General features: G+C 62.5%; 19 protein-coding genes. 9 read left to right on the top strand and 10 right to left on the bottom strand.

Annotation, left to right across the window (positions count from 1 at the left end; all coding sequences use genetic code 11):
* Positions 1-44 precede the first annotated feature (44 nt).
* From B2G88_RS14020 to B2G88_RS14010, 3 genes are all read right to left on the bottom strand, one after another.
* Entirely contained in the window at positions 45-1,139 is a 1,095-nt protein-coding gene (locus B2G88_RS14020; RefSeq protein ID WP_087715113.1) for an aminopeptidase, read from the bottom strand.
* Positions 1,140-1,200: 61 nt separating this feature from the next.
* A complete protein-coding gene (locus B2G88_RS14015; protein ID WP_054864052.1) occupies positions 1,201-1,437 on the bottom strand; it encodes a hypothetical protein in 237 nt (78 codons plus the stop codon).
* An 89-nt stretch (positions 1,438-1,526) separates the two neighbouring features.
* Positions 1,527-2,534, bottom strand: a complete 1,008-nt coding sequence (locus B2G88_RS14010) for a hypothetical protein (protein ID WP_087715112.1) — start codon at positions 2,532-2,534, stop codon at positions 1,527-1,529.
* Between the two features lie 167 nt (positions 2,535-2,701).
* On the opposite strand from B2G88_RS14010, the gene B2G88_RS14005 reads away from it, so the two are divergent.
* Positions 2,702-3,349, top strand: a complete 648-nt coding sequence (locus B2G88_RS14005) for a helix-turn-helix domain-containing protein (protein ID WP_054864055.1) — start codon at positions 2,702-2,704, stop codon at positions 3,347-3,349.
* Positions 3,350-3,355: 6 nt separating this feature from the next.
* Here the strand turns inward: B2G88_RS14005 and B2G88_RS14000 are convergent, their stop codons facing one another.
* A complete protein-coding gene (locus B2G88_RS14000) occupies positions 3,356-4,030 on the bottom strand; it encodes a class I SAM-dependent methyltransferase (protein ID WP_054864056.1) in 675 nt (224 codons plus the stop codon).
* Between the two features lie 157 nt (positions 4,031-4,187).
* Between B2G88_RS14000 and B2G88_RS13995 the strand changes: the two genes are divergently transcribed.
* Positions 4,188-5,204, top strand: a complete 1,017-nt coding sequence (locus B2G88_RS13995; RefSeq protein ID WP_087715111.1) for a threonine aldolase family protein — start codon at positions 4,188-4,190, stop codon at positions 5,202-5,204.
* A gap of 6 nt (positions 5,205-5,210) precedes the next feature.
* Here B2G88_RS13995 and B2G88_RS19655 read toward each other — a convergent pair whose 3' ends face one another.
* Both B2G88_RS19655 and B2G88_RS13990 read right to left on the bottom strand, forming a co-directional pair.
* On the bottom strand, positions 5,211-5,351 hold the full coding sequence (locus B2G88_RS19655; RefSeq protein ID WP_165160534.1) for a DUF7859 family protein: 141 nt from the start codon (positions 5,349-5,351) through the stop codon (positions 5,211-5,213).
* Positions 5,352-5,754: 403 nt separating this feature from the next.
* On the bottom strand, positions 5,755-6,273 hold the full coding sequence (locus tag B2G88_RS13990; RefSeq protein ID WP_054863630.1) for a metallophosphoesterase: 519 nt from the start codon (positions 6,271-6,273) through the stop codon (positions 5,755-5,757).
* A gap of 107 nt (positions 6,274-6,380) precedes the next feature.
* On the opposite strand from B2G88_RS13990, the gene B2G88_RS13985 reads away from it, so the two are divergent.
* On the top strand, positions 6,381-6,995 hold the full coding sequence (locus tag B2G88_RS13985; protein WP_087715110.1) for a YIP1 family protein: 615 nt from the start codon (positions 6,381-6,383) through the stop codon (positions 6,993-6,995).
* 69 nt (positions 6,996-7,064) lie between these two features.
* Here B2G88_RS13985 and B2G88_RS13980 read toward each other — a convergent pair whose 3' ends face one another.
* A complete protein-coding gene (locus B2G88_RS13980) occupies positions 7,065-7,481 on the bottom strand; it encodes a hypothetical protein (RefSeq protein ID WP_054863628.1) in 417 nt (138 codons plus the stop codon).
* A 156-nt stretch (positions 7,482-7,637) separates the two neighbouring features.
* Between B2G88_RS13980 and B2G88_RS13975 the strand changes: the two genes are divergently transcribed.
* Positions 7,638-8,594 carry a D-2-hydroxyacid dehydrogenase gene (locus B2G88_RS13975; protein WP_087715109.1) on the top strand — a complete coding sequence of 319 codons (957 nt, stop codon included), beginning with the start codon at positions 7,638-7,640 and terminating at the stop codon, positions 8,592-8,594.
* A gap of 240 nt (positions 8,595-8,834) precedes the next feature.
* The gene (locus B2G88_RS13970; RefSeq protein ID WP_176393249.1) at positions 8,835-11,012 is read left to right on the top strand and encodes an ATP-dependent DNA helicase; all 2,178 of its coding nucleotides are present in this window, start codon (positions 8,835-8,837) and stop codon (positions 11,010-11,012) included.
* Between the two features lie 45 nt (positions 11,013-11,057).
* On the opposite strand, the gene B2G88_RS13965 is transcribed toward B2G88_RS13970, so the two are convergent.
* The 3 genes from B2G88_RS13965 to B2G88_RS13955 form a co-directional block, all read right to left on the bottom strand.
* Positions 11,058-11,429 (bottom strand): hypothetical protein, encoded by a 372-nt coding sequence (locus tag B2G88_RS13965; RefSeq protein WP_054863627.1) that lies wholly within the window; start codon positions 11,427-11,429, stop codon positions 11,058-11,060.
* A 44-nt stretch (positions 11,430-11,473) separates the two neighbouring features.
* A complete protein-coding gene (locus B2G88_RS13960; protein WP_054863626.1) occupies positions 11,474-11,974 on the bottom strand; it encodes a 2'-5' RNA ligase family protein in 501 nt (166 codons plus the stop codon).
* A 75-nt stretch (positions 11,975-12,049) separates the two neighbouring features.
* Complete coding sequence (locus B2G88_RS13955; RefSeq protein ID WP_054863625.1) at positions 12,050-12,232, bottom strand: DUF7554 family protein; 183 nt, start codon at positions 12,230-12,232, stop codon at positions 12,050-12,052.
* Between the two features lie 83 nt (positions 12,233-12,315).
* Between B2G88_RS13955 and B2G88_RS13950 the strand changes: the two genes are divergently transcribed.
* The 4 genes from B2G88_RS13950 (at position 12,316) to lysW (ending at position 17,119) form a co-directional block, all read left to right on the top strand.
* Positions 12,316-13,587 carry a helix-turn-helix transcriptional regulator gene (locus B2G88_RS13950; protein WP_245835401.1) on the top strand — a complete coding sequence of 424 codons (1,272 nt, stop codon included), beginning with the start codon at positions 12,316-12,318 and terminating at the stop codon, positions 13,585-13,587.
* A 354-nt stretch (positions 13,588-13,941) separates the two neighbouring features.
* Entirely contained in the window at positions 13,942-15,222 is a 1,281-nt protein-coding gene (locus B2G88_RS13945; protein ID WP_087715108.1) for an argininosuccinate synthase, read from the top strand.
* 4 nt (positions 15,223-15,226) lie between these two features.
* Positions 15,227-16,735: an argininosuccinate lyase gene (argH, locus tag B2G88_RS13940; protein ID WP_087715107.1), complete on the top strand. Its 1,509-nt coding sequence runs from the start codon at positions 15,227-15,229 to the stop codon at positions 16,733-16,735.
* A gap of 219 nt (positions 16,736-16,954) precedes the next feature.
* Entirely contained in the window at positions 16,955-17,119 is a 165-nt protein-coding gene (gene lysW, locus B2G88_RS13935; protein ID WP_005554620.1) for a lysine biosynthesis protein LysW, read from the top strand.
* Position 17,120 lies beyond the last annotated feature (1 nt).

Here is a 17,120-nt window from a genome sequence, read left to right as displayed (position 1 = left end):
TACGCTCGCTCAAACCCAGCCAAAACTTCGATGAAAAACCGCGACTATGCTTCGAATCCGTCCTCAAACCGGAACGTCCCATTGCGCTGGACGACCTCTCCGTCGATCTCGATGACCGAACCCTCGCTCATATCCACGATCATATCGACGTGGACGGCGGAGTCGTTGCCCTCGTTGTCCTCGCCAATCGTATCGTCGTAGGCTCGCCCGACCGCCATGTGGACCGTATCGCCCATCTTCTCGTCGAACAGCATATTGTAAGTGAACTGGTCGATATCGCGGTTCATCCCGATCCCGAGTTCACCGAGTCGGCGCGCTCCCTCGTCCGTGTTCAGGACCTCAGTCAGCGTCTCCTCGTTTTTCGCCGCCGAGTGCTCGATGACTTCGCCGCCCTCGAACTCGAGGTAGACGTCCGTGATCTCTCTACCCTGATGATACAGCGGCATGTCGAACAGCACCTCGCCCTCGACGCTGTCGGGAATCGGCGCGGTGAAGACCTCGCCGCCGGGCAGGTTGTGCTTGCCGTGGTCGTTCAGCGTCGGGTTGCCCGCGATGGACATCGTCACGTCGGTCGTGTCGCCGCTTTTGATGCGGATCTCGTCTGCGCCGTCCATGAGGTCGACCATGTTGGCCTGGTGTGCTTTCTGTTCGTCCCAGTCCTTGTTGACCGCATCCCAGACGAAGTTCTCGTAGCCTTCGGTGCTCATCTCGGCGAGTTGGGCGTTCGCCGGCGCGGGGAACTGCGTGAGACACCACCGCGTTCCGAGTCGCTCCTCGAGAATCGGCTGGTGGGCCTGGCGGTGAGCAGCCTGCGTTTCGGGATCGACGTCACTGCTCTGGGTGACATTGTCGCTTGCCCGAATCGCGATGTAGACGTCCGTGTTCTCGATCAGCGCGAGTTCGTGGTCGGGCGTCTCGAACTCGTCGTCGCTGGCACGGAGATAGGCTCGCTGGCTGCGTTTTCCGGTGCGCTGGCTCGTTGTCACCGGGTTCGCGCCACGGTCACCAATGACCTCGTGGAGTGCGACGACCAGATCCTCTGCAACCGGATGAGCGTCGATAACGACGTTGTCGCCTGCCTCGAGATCGACCGAGTGATTCGCGATGATTTCGGCGTGTTCGCGGATTCGCGGATCCATGTCACACGGTATCGGAGACGGCGGGATACCGTTTTCGAATCGAAACGCGCCTCTGCCGTCGCTATTCGCCGTCGCCGCCCTCAGCCAGAAAAATCCCCAGGTAGATCGACCCCAGCGCACACGCGACGCCGAGGCCGAAGGCGAGCGTGAACGGCGACTCGAGGTCGACGTATCCGGCCTCGAGCCAGCCGATAAAGCCGACGACGACGAGCGCGACCGCCGCGAGTCGAAGGACGGAAACGAGTTGTCGGGCGCGCCCGTTTTGAGTCCCGGTCGTCTCGGGTCGCTCGTCGGTCATGGAGGTTTACTCACCCGCTCGCGACCGTTCTGGTTGTTCATATCGGTTCTCCACAGTGCTGGGGGAGAAAGGTTCGGATATCAACGCTGTTACCAGGGCTGTGAGTCACGTGCGCCAGTGTCGGGTTCCGAGGAGTCGTCGTCGACGAGTTCCTGACAGAACGACACCGTCGCAGCCGTCAGCACGAGCGAGAGCGGAACGACCACGAGGAGGGCGATGAGCACGCCTACGCCACCGCCGCTTGCGAGCACCGACAGGACGAGCGAACAGATGCCAGTGACGACGACGTGCCAGAGTGCAAAGGAGAGGTAGGGACCGCCAGAGAGTGCAAAGCCATAGGAGCGCCGGAAACTCTCGAGGACGCCTTCATCGGCGACGACGAGCAGGAACGGCACTGCATAGAAGAGGTAGCCGATGAGGATGATGAACGGGATCGCGAGCAGCAACAGCGGAGGTGCGATCAGCAGGATTGGAAGTGCAAGGAACATCGCTCCGAAGAAAACGGCGTAGTACAACAGCATTCGCGGCGCGAACTGGGCGAGACACGTCAGCGGTGCGGCGCGCTCACCGCGGAGTCGACGGTCGATTCCGCCGAGGTAGCCAGCGGTGACGGCAGCGGCGATCACGCCGTAGATAAGCAACAGGAACCCGATCCAGCCGAGCGTCTCGAGGCCGAGCGATTGGACCGGCATGGCAATGGACTCGAGGGGTGTGTCGATGGTGAACTCAGAGCTGGAGCCCCGCCCCGGTCCGGTTGCGAACGGATCAGATCCCGGCGCGCCCGGTGACGTGGGCTCGCCGACTGTCATCGACGGAACCGGCTCCACCGGGTCGATAAACGTCCACAGGTCGAGGATTGGTGACGGGAACTGGAGGTCGAGACTGATCGAAACTCCGCGCCGCGGCTCGAGCGTGCGCGCGAACTGCTCGAGCGGGAACAGCGAGAGGACGAACGGGATGATTGCAAACGGAAGGAGGCTGTCGAACCGGTCGGTCGCTCGAGAGACGTGTCTCGGGAACGGACTGCCTAACTGGCTGGCCGACGAGTCGCCCGAGTCGAAATCGTCTCCGGGCGGTTCCTCGGGTGTGGGGACCATATATTCGACGAGAAACGATAGGATATTCAACGTGTTGGTCGCTGGTGATGACTCGAGTAGCGCTCACTCGGGTAAGGGCGTCCCGACGCCGATTCGTGAAAACTCGACCAGTGGGACGAACTGTCTCGGTAATTTATGTTCGGGCCGCCCGTCCCCTCGCGTAGTCGATGAAATCAGTTCGCGTCTCGCTCGGCCACGATCAGGAGGCGCTCGCGCCGATTCACGAGGGCATCTGTGCGTCACCTGATATCAGCCGCGAACTCATTTTGGGTGGGCACGCAGTTGACGGCATCGAGACGATCACCTCGTTCGTTTACGGCGACCCGGAGGCCTACGAGTCGCTGCTGACTGATCTCGAGTCCGTCCGCGAGTACGAGATGACGCCGGCCGAGGAGGGGTTCTTTCTGTACCTGCGCCGCGGTCTCGGCCCGGACGGTCGGTCGTTGCTCGACGCGCTCACACAGGAGACCGTCGTCGTTGTCCCGCCGATGGAGGTACGATCTGATCGAACGATTCGCCTGACACTTGTGGGTCACTCGAGTGCGCTCTCGAGCGTGATCGAAGAAATCTCCGCGGGCACGACAATCGATATTCTGTGGACGAGCGACCGCGTGACGACCACCGAGACGCCGGTGTCGGACCGCCAACTTGCGGCACTCGAGACGGCCTGGGAGGTGGGCTACTACGAAGTCCCGCGACGGAACGGCATCGAGACGGTCGCCGAGGCGTTAGACTGTGCGATATCGACGGCGTCAGAACTGCTCCGGCGTGGGGAGGCACAGATAATCGGACAGACGCTCGAGCGCCAGCGGTAACCTGCGCTACGACTCAGCCGTGCGACACAGCGCCGTATAGGTCGTTCCAGCGGTGTACGTCTCGAGAACAGCACACTCCTCGAACACAGTCGAAAGCGACTCGAGGACATCGCCGTCCGGATTCCAGTTGGCGTACCAGCGAAGGAAGCGCCGCAGGAGTGGGTTAACGAGTCGTCCGGGACCGGACTGAATCGGCCTGATATCGAAGACGACGAACGAACCGCCAGGCTCGAGCAGTCGGTGGACGTTCTCGACCGCGGCGTGAACGTCCGGCATGACGCTCATCGAGAGGCTGGCGATTGCGGCGTCGAACGGCTCGTCGAAGTCGACCGTCGTGGCGTCGCCGCGCCGGACCTCGACGGTGGTCCAGCCGTGGTCGTCGACGCGAGCGCGCGCTTTCGCGACCATCGCCGGGCTGTAATCGACGGCGACGACTTCCCCCTGTTCGCCGACATCGGCCTGAAGTCGCTCGAGGTTCACGCCCGGCCCGCAGCCGATATCGAGGACGCGATCACCCGGCCGTAACTCGAGGTGGTCGATTGCGTCCTCGCGCATCGGCTCGAAATCCGACTCGCTCAGGGCGTACCAGTTACTCCAACGGTCCCACTGGGTGCGGCTTCGCTCGAGGTGTGCTCGTCGTTCGGCCTGTGCCGTCGCCGATTCCGGTGTGTCCGTTCCCATACGTCCGTGTTCACCGGGCAACAGGAGTAGATACTCACGAAGCCTATCGGTGTTTTATATCTGGGGCAGCAGAATTTCGGCTGGGAGGTGTCTCAAACCCGGACACGGAGCGCTCGAGACGACAGCGTATTGGCGCTCCCGAGGATACACGCGAGACATGATCGATCTGCGCTCGGATACCGTGACGACGCCCGACGAGACCATGCGCGAGGCCGCCGCGACCGCCGACGTGGGCGACGACGTCTACGGCGAGGACCCGACCGTGAACGAACTCGAGGCCCGCGTCGCCGAGCGGCTGGGAACCGAGGCCGCGCTGTACTGTCCGACAGGGACGATGGCCAATCAGATCGGCGCGCGCGTCCACACCGAACGCGGCCAGGAGGTGCTCGCGGACCGACAGAGCCACGTCGTGAAGTACGAACTCGGCGGTCTCGCCCAGCACTCGGGGCTGCAGGTTCGCATGCTCGAGGCAGATCGAGGCGTCCCAACTGCACAACAGGTTGCCGAGAGCGTCGTGACCGAAGACCTCCATCGCGCAGGAACGGGATTACTCTGTCTCGAGAACACGCACAACGCCCGCGGCGGGCTCGCCATCGAACCGGACAAAATCGCGGCTGCAGCCGAGACAGCCCAGGATCGGGATGTGCCGGTTCACCTCGACGGCGCGCGGCTGTTCAACGCCGCGACGGCACTCGACGTGCCCGCCAGCAACATTGTCGCGCCCGTCGACTCCGTCATGTGCTCGCTCTCGAAGGGCCTCGGCGCACCCGTCGGCTCGATGCTCGCCGGAACCGAGGCGTTCATCGCGGACGCACGCCGAACGCGCAAACTGTTCGGCGGCGGGATGCGCCAGGCCGGGATCATCGCCGGCCCCGCACTCGAGGCGCTCGAAAACGTCGCTGATCTCGAGCGAGACCACGAGCACGCACAGCTACTCGCGCACGGACTCGACGCACTCGCCGGCTTCGACGTCCAGAACCCGGAGACGAACATCGTCCTCGCGGACGTTTCGGAGACTGGTCTCGAACCCGACGCGGTGCTCGAGCGCTGTCAGGACGAGGGCGTGCTGGCGACGCCGTTTGGGCCGACGACAATTCGGTTCTGTACGCACCGCGATATCTCGCGAGCGGATATCGAACAGGCGCTCGAGCGACTGTCCGGCCGGTTTGACTGACGTGAGTTACTCCTGGCCGCGCATCCCGTCGCGGAACTCGAGGACCGTCCGGCGAAGCAGCAGATACGAGAAGAAGATCAGCGAAAGCAGGATGACGACGATCGCGATGATAACGGGATCGTCCGGCAGGAGGTCGAATATGAACATACGACACCGGTACTGTGTCACTGTGCAAAACAGTTTCGACGTTTCGTCGACACAAGACTTGCTCGAGTAAAAGGCACTGCTGCCCGTCGTGCGGTCGATATCGCCGTAGCTAAAATCGGTGTTTGACCTTGCGTCGTTTATATTGACTGTCCGGTCCTACTGAGTACTGCGGGTCGACAATCGCACGGGCCGCTGACCGTGAGTGTCGACTCGAGACCACCTGGCGACCGTCCCTGCCGTCCCCGCAGCGACCATCGAACCACCGAGCAGATCGCCCTCCCGCTCGCGTTTGATGGACCAGGTAGCCGCCCCCGCTCGTCACCGTCCCCGCTGGCGCTGTCTGACACCCCGCCCCCGCTGACGCACTCTCGTCCCGTTTTAACTGCGCTGGGACACACCCCGATTACTCGAGTGCAATGTCGAACGACTCGATGAGCGTGCCCTCGGGTTCTCGAATCTCACCTGCGAGCGAGTCACCAGTATCCTCGAGAACGGCAAATCCCGGTCGGTTCCCGCGTGGATCGGCGTGACTCCCCGGATTCAACAGGACGCAGTCGTCGGCGTCGATAACCGTCGGCCGATGGGTATGACCCGAGACGACGATGTCAGCGTCGCGCGAGCGCCCGAACATCTTCAGTCCCGTCTGACCACCGTCGCGGCGGTGAGTCACCGCGATTCGAAGGCCCGCGTGGTCGACGGTCCGTGCCTCCGGCAACCGGTCGCGGACGCTCATCGAATCAGTGTTGCCGAAGACGCCGTAGAGGCTCGAATTCACCGACTGGAAGGCCTCGAGCGCCGCCTCACTGTTGAAATCACCAGCGTGGATGACGGCGTCGGCCTCGCGCGCCGCCGAAAGCGCCTCCCCCTCGAGGCAGTGGCCGTGGCTGCTGTGCGTATCCGAGAAAATCGCAATCGTGGTCATACCGGTTGCTTCGTTGGCGAGTAAAACCTTTGTTTCGGCTTTGGCGCGGCGGCACGCACGCGACCGAGAGCGACAGATTGTAGACTCGAGTGGTCGAATGACAGCGCATGGTCCCAACGACCCCGCTTTTCGATCCCGAGGAGTACTTCGCGCGCGAGGGGGACGCCTCGCTGACAGCAGCAGTCACCGTGGCTGCTGTCTTCTGGATCGCGATGGTCGCCTACATGAGCATCTACATGTGGTATCTCTTCGACGCAGCAACGGAGTTACCCGACGCGTCACTCGGCGGCATTGTTCCGATGACGGCACTGTTGATGGGAATGATCGTCGTACTGATCTGGCTACTCATCACGACGATTCTCCACGGTGTCACGCGCGTCGCCGGCGGCTCAGGCTCGCTCAAATCGAGCCTCGAGATTGCAGCCTGGGGACTCGGTGCGTACGCGATTGCCGTTCTTATCCAGGCCGCAACAACGCCATTTACCACGCCGTCGGAGCCGATTACGGCCGAAGACCCAGCGGAGATTGCGCTCCAGTTCGGCGGTGACGCACCCGCTCTCTTCGTTATCGGAACGCTTGCAGCACTGCTGGTGACGACGATATGGGCGATCTACATCTGGACCTACGGGATGGCACGCACCCACGACGTAAGCGTCCGCCGCGCAGCGGCCGCGGCCGTCATCGCTGCCGTGTTCGTTCCGCTGGTTATGGGAATCTTCTAAGTTACAAAAGGACTGGAGACAGTATCTCAAAATCGCGGATCCACCAGGAAATCGGTACAACGGACCGTCTTAGGCCAGCGGACCTGACTCCGTATCGCGATTATCGTACCCTGCCACGACCGTCGAGCCCGGCGGCACCTCGTTCAACACTGCCGTTACCGTCGTCTCCTCGAGATCGACGGTCGACCCGAGCGGTTCCCACCCCTCATCCGTGTCGACAGCGACCGCGACATCCGTCGGGCTCGCACCGGGCGGTAGTTTGGCGGGATCGTAGACGAGCGAGACGCGAATCGCCTCGAGTGCTTTCACACCCTCGAGTCCCGAGATATCGACTGGGTCACTGAGCGCGTCCACCGGTGACTCGCTGTCGCTTTTTCGAAGCCCGAACTCGTCAGGAACGACGCCGGCGACGACGGCAACCTGCGCGCCAGCGTACTCGAGTGTGTCTTGGGCGACACTGTCGGAATCGTAGCCCGGAATAGCCATATCGGAGCGAGGGCCTCGAGACGGATGGGTCTGAACCGCGCGATAGCCGGCCCCCGAGCGTGAAAATTCGGTGGCGGGACGTGGGTGACCCCGCACACCCCGCGGGCTGCAGCTGACGCGAGAAGTGTTTACTACGACGATGGCGAACGACTAGCCATGTCAACACAGCCGACGGTGCTCGTGACGGATTACGTCGCTCGAGAGACGGCAACCGAACTCGTCGACCGACTCGAGTCAGCCCTTCCCGACGGCGTCGTCGAACGGGCGGCGATTCCCAAAGAAACGCGCGATCTAATCGAAGACGCCGACATCGTCGTTACCAACCGACTCTCTCCGGAACTACTCGAGCACGCTGAGAACCTGCGGTGGGTCCACGCGCTCAGTTCCGGCATCGACAGCTACCCGCTCGAGGCGCTCGAGGAGCGCGAAATCGTCCTGACGAACTCGGCGGGGATTCACGCCCAGCCGATTGCAGAACAGGTGCTCGGGTACATGCTCATGTTCGAACGCGGCCTCACCGAAAGCGTCCGCCAGCAGCGCCGGTCGGTCTGGGAGCGCGTCAGCGCCGGGGAACTCCACGGCCAGACCGTCGGCATCATCGGCGTCGGTGCAATCGGCGAGCGCGTCGCCGAACTCTGTGCGGCGTTCGGGATGGACGTCCTGGGGACGAAACGCGATCTCGAGGACGTGCCCGACGCCGTCGACGAAATCTACGCCGCAGAGGACCATCACGAGGTGCTCGCCCGCGCGGACTACGTCGTGCTGGCGTGTCCGCTCACCGAGGACACGCGCGGCCTGATCGGCGAACGCGAGTTACACGTGATGGGCCGCGATTCGGTCCTGGTCAATATCGGCCGCGGCGAACTCGCGGACGAGGACGCGCTCGTCGAATCGCTCCAGCAGGGCCGCATCCGTGGCGCAGGACTCGATGTCTTCGAGACCGAACCGCTCCCACAAGACTCGCCGCTGTGGGACCTCTCGAACGTCATCATCACGCCCCACATGGCCGGCTCGACGCCACACCGGTTCGACCGCTGGCTCGAGATCCTCGAGCCGAATTACGAGGCTGTCGCTGAGGGGCGACTCGAGGAGATGGAGAATCGGGTGGTCTGAGTAGGCGACTGACGACTGACGTTCTACGGTGGCGCGTGCTGACAGCCAGTGAGCCAGCGGCGAACTGGCGGTCGACCGCACGCGAGGGATGAGTGAGCGACCCCGGAGCGAACGAATCGGTTGGGGAGGGCGCGGCAATTCCCTGTTGCCACGATAGCAGCGCCACCCAATCCCAACAGTCGATTTATATTAATTGGGAGAGACGAATGCTTTTATCGCAGCGGGAACCAATCCTCTACCGTGTCCGAAACCGACGGGTACATGCGCTTTTTCCCGTACGACGAGCCGTACGGCAACCAGCGCGACGCGATGGACCGCATCCATAACTCCCTCACGCGAGGGCAAAACGTCCTCTTCGAGGGAGCCTGCGGGACCGGCAAAACCCTCTCGTCGCTCGTGCCCGCCCTCGAGGTGGCCCGCGAGCAGGGCAAGACGGTCGTCATCACGACGAACGTCCACCAGCAGATGCGCCAGTTCGTCGCCGAAGCCCGGGCGATCACCCGCGAAGAGCAGATTCGCGCTGTCGTCTTCAAAGGCAAAGGCTCGATGTGTCACATCGACGTGGGCTACGAGGAATGCCAGGCCCTGCGGGATACCACGCGGTCGGTCGTCGAAACCGAACGCGACCGCGACAAACTCGAGGCGCGACAGCGCGAACTTCTCGCAGAGAGTCAGGCTGGAGACGGTTCCGCAACCGACGCCCGCTCGGCCGTCATGGACGAACTCGAGTCGATTGAAGACGATCTCGAGGATCTCGAAGAGAAAAACGTCTGTGACTACTACCGGAATAACCTCACCGAGAACACGGACGACTTCTTCGCGTGGCTGTTCGACGACGTACGCACGCCCGACGAAATCTACGAGTACGCCGAGAACCAGCAGTTCTGTGGCTATGAGTTGTTAAAAGAGGGGATCGAAGGCGTCGATCTCGTCGTCTGTAACTACCACCATTTGCTGGATTCCACCATTCGCGAACAGTTCTTCCGCTGGCTCGGCCGCGACCCCGAGGACGTCATCGCCGTCTTCGACGAGGCCCACAACGTCGAGGACGCCGCGCGCGATCACGCCAGTCGCGCTTGTTCAGAGCGAACGTTCGACTCCGCCCTCGAGGAGTTAGCCGAGACGGACGATATCCGAGCCGACGACGCCGTGAACGTCCTCTCTGCGTTCCATCGCGCACTCGTCGAAACCTACGAGGACTCCTTTGGCTTTGGCGAACGGGAACAGATTGGCGAGAACTGGGAGGATATCCCAATCGCCAACGAGGGTCGCCGCGACGACCTCACCCTCGAGTTCCTCCAGCGCTACGCCGGGCAGGGGATCGACGATGATCTCGAGGCGGCAATGCAACTCGGTCAGGAGTTAGACGAGCAGTACGAGGAGGCCTATCGCGAGGGCGAAACCGCGACGCGAACAGAGTGTCAAACCCTCCAAGCTGCGGCGTTCGTCAGCGCGTGGATGAACGAGGGCACGACGGAGGGCCTGTACCCGGTCGTCGCCGTCACCCGCGACGCCGGCACCGACGAGGTCTACGGCCGCGCGGAACTCTATACGTGTCTCCCCCGCCAGGTCACCGGACAGCTATTCGAGGAAGTGTACTCGACCGTGTTGATGAGCGCGACGCTCCAACCGTTCGACGTGACCGAAAACGTCCTCGGACTCGAGGACCCGGTAACGATGGCCTACGGCCTACAGTTTCCCGAGGAGCGCCGGCGAACGTACGCCGTCGAAACGCCGGCGTTGTTCGCTTCGGATCGGGACGACTCCGCGGTCCAAGAGGAAGTCACAGAGGCCATCTTCGATGCGGCCCGGATGACCCCTGGAAACACGCTCGCCTTTTTCCCGAACTACGGCGAAGCCGAACGCTATGCAGACCGCCTCGAGCGACGGATCGGCTCCGCGGACGCGGTGTATCTGGATGAACCCGGTGTCTCAGTCGAGGACCTTCGCCAGGAGTTCATCGCGGACGACGATGCCGTGCTCTGTACCTCGCTGTGGGGCACCCTCGCGGAGGGTGTCAGCTTCGACGGCGACGACGCGCACACGGTGCTCGTGGTCGGCGTCCCCTACCCACATCTCGACGACCGTGCTGAGGCGGTTCAAGAAGCCTACGACGCGGCCTTCGACGGCACCGAAACCGGCTGGCGCTACGCCGTCGAGATTCCAACCGTTCGAAAGACCAGACAGGCACTCGGACGCGTCATCCGCTCGCCCGAGGACATCGGCGTCCGCGCACTGCTGGATCGGCGCTACTCGAGGCGCGCGAAGTCTGACCTCGGCCGGTACAGCGTCAACGGTACCTTCCCGCACGAAGAGCGCGAAGAACTGATCGATCTCGATCCGGAAAAACTCAAATTTGCGATGCTCAACTTCTACGGCGGCCACAACGCCTACGATGGTGAGCCACCAGCGCCGTAGCCGAAGTCGGAGCCGAAGCGCCTCGCTCGAGCGAGAACAGCGAGATTAGCTAATCGTGACGTCAGCCTCGCCGCTCATCACCATTGCAGAGTGGGATCCGCCGTGTTCGATTGTGATATCGAACTCTTCAGTGTCTTCGACCGACCACGTATCGACGACCCCTTCCTCATCATGACGGATCTGGAAGCCGACCGAGTCGCGTTCGACGTCCGCCTCATCGGTCGTCAGGTCATCGTCGTCGCCGGGCTGTTCGATTTCTACAACGTCAACCGTCACGGTGAGTTCGGCACCCTCATCGGCGTCGAACTCGACGAGTTCACCCTCACTCAGCGTCGTGTCGACGCCGCCGCCGAGCAGCGACGTACAGCCGGCAAGCGGTGTGACCGCAGCGAGCGCGAGAAACGAGCGTCGGTGCATACCGGCAGTTGTGACACTGCCCAATAATAGCTTCTGGCCGTTTGCTACGCTGACAACGACACCCGACTCACTGGCAACTTCGTAGCTCCGTTCCAGAACTCGAGTGCGTCGACCGTCCACGACATCGGCTCGATCTCGCGGTCAGCGAGACGCTTTGCGGTCGTCACGTCACCACCGCGCGCGAGGGTGACGTGGGGGACGTAATCCTCGCCCTCGAGACCTTCGATGGGCGCGAACGTCTCGGTAAGGTCCGCATGAAGCGCCTCGAGGCCGGGACTCTCGACGGCGAGGTAGACGACGGGAGCAGCGCCGAGTGGCGGGTCTTCGAAGTAGTCGATACCAGTAATTTCGGCGTCGACAGCGGATGTACCCTCGAGTGCGCGGGTGGTTCGATGCTGTAACTGGGAGACGTGGTCGACGTCGCCAAGCCGTTTGAGCAGACACGAATGCTCCTCGCGGATGGTCTCGAACCCGAGCAGGTCCGGGTGAAGCTCGTGTGCAAGCTGGCGGACGCGACCGGGGATCGGTACGGTGACGCTGTACACGTCTCCAGCTACCCGCGGATCGGGTATCAGTGTGACGCTCTGGGAGGTTACTGACGACGCGGCGTGAAAATCGGCTTAGATACGGTCAAGCAGCCACAACACGATGAGGACCGCCATCACCAGCAAGATGACGGGGATGAGCATGCTGACGATGGCAAAGGCCATCGAGATGATCTCGAGGACGAGCAACACCGCGATCAGCCCGAGGACGATCTTCAGGAGCGTTTCGACCTCGAGTTCGGCGCGCGTATCGTTCATACGGTTATCTGCTCCGACCAGTGTAAAAAACGCACCGACGTGGTCGGAAAGACCTATTTAGTCGGCAACAGCAGTTGCATGTGATGGAGGGGAAGGGGCTTCGAGCCCTGCTTTGCGTGCTTGTGGTTGTGCTTGCGGGGTGTTCACTCGCGGTCATGCCGGTCGTCGCGGCAGAGCCAGTGGACACTGGACCAGGAGCACCTGCTCAAGGCGATATCTCGCTAGGACAGATACAAGACGAAACAGAAAATGGCAACGCAGTCCCTGACGACCAGACCGGGAGTGATCGGCTCACCGATGCCAGCGAGATCCATATCGTCGTATCCGTTCACGAGAACCACTCGGCGACGTTCGAGGTCGATTACCGATTCGAGAACAACTCCGAGTCGAACTGGGAGACGCTCCGTGACGATATCGAGACGAACACTGAGGAGTACGCCGAGGCAGAGCGAAGCGCCTGGAACAACACGAAAGCAGAAGGCGAGAACGCGACAGAGCGAGAGATGGAGATCAGAGATCTCTCGATTGAGACGGATACCAGTTCCGCACCACAGGACCTGGGTCACGTCAAAATCTCGTTCGAGTGGACCGCATTCGCCTACGGCGAACTCAACCGCCTCGAGGTCGACGAGTCGCTGACGGGCATGACGCTCATGCAGGATACGACGATGCAGTTGTTCCCGCCTGCGGGGTACGTCATCAGTAACGGCGACGAAGACACCGAGGACGACACCGACGAAGCAACTGCAGAAAGCGTCTTCTGGCACGGCGATGAAGTCGATTTCGCCAGTGATCCACCAACCGTCGTCATGATCGAGAACGGCAATACGAACGAGGCTGAGACGGAACCGGAATCGCCCGATCCTGACCCCGAACCCAATCCAGCCATGCCATGGCTGATCGTCGCCGCTGCGCTGGTACTGCTCGTCGTTGTCGCCGCTGTCGGCTGGTGGCTCAGAGACACGGGCATTGTCGGCCCCACAGAGGTGACACAACCGGAAGAAACAGCCGCGTCAGGGCCAGAGGCACAGCCCGATCCCGCCAAATCCGTCACCGAACCACCACCGGAACTGCTGAGCAACGAAGAACGCGTCCTCCGACTGCTCGAGCAGCGTGGCGGTCGGATCAAACAACAGGAAGTGGTCTCGCAACTCGACTGGACTGAGGCCAAGACGAGTCAGGTCGTCAGCGGACTGCGCGAAGACGACGACATCGAGGTCTTCCGAATCGGTCGCGAGAACGTGCTTTCGCTTCCCGACGGCGATGAGCAGGCGACTGGAGACGCAACGTCACCCGGGACGACCGAGTCCGAGACAGACGACACGAACGGCGACGACACCGGGACCGACGAGTGAACACCGACTCGCCAGCGCCACACACTCGAGTCGAGACACAGTTCCTGCTGTAAGACTTGCCAGCCGGGCAAGTTTTAATAGACGTAAGTGGTATAGCCCTACCAATGAGTCGTACTGTCGGCTACGCGTCCGCTGCCGTCGCCACCGACAGGACTCCGTCTCTTCGACGGCGACCACGACGACCGCGGCGGGCCCCCGAGCCCGTACTCTCTTTCACCCCTCGCGTCCGGTTTGATTCATCGTTCGACTGACTCAGAAAACGTCGAATTCTTGCGTAGCAAGCGCTCTGTCGATATTTTACGAATTTGAAACCAACGTGTTTAAGTTCATCCTTCCGTTTCACTCGAGTACGATATGACCCGCGTGGCACTTGCGTTCTCGGGCGGCCTTGACACGACTGTCTGTGTTCCGCTGCTCGAAGAGGAGTATGGATATGATGAGGTTATCGGCGTTACCGTCGACGTCGGCCAGCCGGCCGAAGAGTTCGACGAAGCAGAAGAAACCGCCGAGGCCCTCGATCTTGAACACTACGTCGTCGACGCGAAAGAGGAATTTGCGGATCTCTGTTTCGATAGCGTCCGAGCGAACGCGACGTACCAGGGCTACCCCCTCGGGACGGCACTCGCTCGCCCCGTCATCGCGAAAGCGATTCTCGAGGTCGCCGAAGAACAGGACTGTACTGGCATTGCCCACGGCTGTACGGGCAAAGGTAACGACCAACTTCGTTTCGAGGCCGTCTGGCGCGACTCCGATCTGGAAGTCATCGCGCCCGTGCGTGAACTCGGCCTCACCCGCGAGTGGGAACAGGAGTACGCCGACGAGCGCGACCTACCAGTTGAAGGCGGCAGCGGCGGCGACTGGTCGATCGACACCAACCTCTGGAGTCGCTCCGTCGAAGGCGACGATCTCGAGGACCCGAGCTACGTCCCGCCGGAGGACATCTACGACTGGACCGACGCACCAACCGGCGAAAGCGAAGAGATCGAAATCGAGTTCGAGCAGGGCTATCCCGTCGCTGTCAACGGCGAGGAGTACGAGCCTATCGAGCTTATCGAGCACCTGAACGAGGTCGCCGGTGCCTACGGCGTTGGCCGCACCGACTCGATGGAAGACCGCATGCTCGGCCTGAAAGTTCGCGAGAACTACGAGCACCCAGCCGCAACAACGTTGCTCAACGCCCACGAAGCACTCGAGGGCCTCGTCCTCACGCAAGAGGAACGCGAGTTCAAACAGCTCATCGACCAGAAGTGGTCGAAGAAAGGCTACGAAGGCCTCGTCGACGCGCCACTCGTGAGCGCACTCGAGGGCTTCATCGCTGACACCCAAAAACGCGTCAGTGGCACCGTGACGATCCGCTTCGAAGGCGGCCAGGCCCGTCCGGTTGCACGCGACAGCAACTATGCGGCCTACTCGGCCGAGCACGCTTCCTTCGACACCGAGACGGTTGGCAAGATCACCCAGGAAGACGCAACCGGCGTCGCGAAGTACCACGGCTTCCAGCGCCGTCTCGCGAACGAGGCGATTGCGGCGAACGCGGACGAGGAGGTTGAGGTCGCAACGGACGGGAGCGGTGACGCGAGCGAAGCGAGCGGATCCTCGTCGGACGTGTCCGACGTAGGAACGGACGACGAGTAAGACCATGACCGAGGAGAGCACTCACGACGGTGACGACGAACCGGCGCTCGAAACCGACGGCAGCGGCGACGCAGGAAGCGACAGCGTCGTCCGACGAGACCGCTTCAGCGGCGGCCCAGCCCGGAGTTTCCTCTCCTCGCTTGCAGCCGACCGGCGAATCTTCGAGGCCGATCTCGAGGTTGATCGCGCACACGTCGTGATGCTCGCCGAGCAGGGGATTATCGACGCCGAGACGGCGGGTGAGGTCCTCACCGCTCTCGATACGATAGAAGTCGACGGCCACGAGAACCTGCCGGACGGCGAGGACGTCCACGAGGCCATCGAAACGGCCGTCATCGAACGCATCGGCGACGACGGCGGCAAGATGCACACCGCGCGCTCGCGTAACGACGAAGTCGCAACCTGCATCCGCTATCGCCTGCGCGAGGACATCCTCGAGGCAATCGAGACGACGCTCGCACTGCGCGAGGCGCTGCTCGAGGTGGCCGATTCGCACACCGAGACGGTGATGCCCGGCTACACCCACCTCCAGCCCGCCCAGCCGATTACGGTCGCCCACTGGGCGCTCTCGTATGAGGGGGCCGTGCGTCGTGATACGGCGCGCTTGCTTGCCGCTTACGACCGGATCAACGAATCGCCACTCGGCGGAGCAGCCTTCGCCGGCACCACGTTCGACATCGACCGCGAACGCACCGCCGAGTTGCTTGGCTTCGACAGTGTGGTGGAAAACTCGATGGACGCCTCCTCGAGCAGGGACTTCCTGCTCGAGACGACCCAGGCGCTGTCGACGCACGCGACGACCCTGTCGGGGATCGCAGAAGACGTAATCATCTTCGCGAATCGCGGCTTCGTCGACCTCAACGACAATTATGCCTCGACCTCGTCGATCATGCCCCAGAAGAAAAATCCCGATACGCTCGAGTTAGTTCGCGCAGTCGCGGGTGACGCTGCGGGGAGCGTTCAAGGACTGACGACGACGCTCAAGGGACTCCCGCGTGCGTACAACCGCGACTTGCAGCGTGCGACGACCCACGCCTGGGACATCGTAGATGCAGTCACCGACGCGAGCGAAGTCGCCGCAGGCGCGGTCGCAACCGCCGACTGGAACGAGGAGGCACTTGCTGCCGAGGCCGGCGAAGGGTTCTCTACCGCAACCGGCGTCGCGGACCTGCTTGCGGCAAACGGCCTTCCGTTCCGCACAGCCCACGAAATGGTGGCTGTTGCTGCTGAAAATGGCGCGGACTACGACGCCCTCGAGGCCGCTGCCCAGGACGTTCTCGGTGACTCCCTCGAGTCGTTCGTCGACCCCGCAGCGGTCGAAGACGCACTCGATCCCGTCGAAAGCGTCGCGAGTCGCGACTCTCAGGGCGGCCCGGCACCCGACGCCGTTGCCGACCAACTCGAGTCAGGGCGCGACGCGTTGGCAGCCGACGAGGCGATGCTCGAGGAGACAGCCGGCGCGCTCGAGGACACCCACGAGGCGCTGCGTTCGGAGGTGACCGAGTATGTGTGAGCGCGCAGTTGGTCACACCGCAGCGCTGTCTGGCGGGCGACACGCACAGCCGCGACCGCGGCGGTCCCCGCCCGGGGACATACTACCTACCACATGATATGTCAGTTTAAAATCGCCGTAACGTAGGGCGCTTTCACCGTTAGAGGATAGTACGTATCGTGTAATTTTGTTGTTAAGTTCGAAGGCTTTAAGGGATATCGGCTCCGAGTGGGGAGTACAATGACCGAATGCGTCGAGTGTGGGGCAGAAGTGTCCCTGCACGACGATCTGGAAGTTGGAGAGATCGTTGACTGTACCACGTGCGGAGCCGAACTGGAAGTCGTCGACACCGAGCCGCCAGTCCTCGAGCGAGCCCCGGAGCTCGAAGAGGACTGGGGTGAGTAAC

Source organism: Natronolimnobius baerhuensis (assembly GCF_002177135.1).
In the GTDB taxonomy this organism is placed as follows: domain Archaea; phylum Halobacteriota; class Halobacteria; order Halobacteriales; family Natrialbaceae; genus Natronolimnobius; species Natronolimnobius baerhuensis.
Note: the sequence above shows the minus strand (reverse complement) of the source record. Positions and strands in the feature narration are given on the sequence as shown.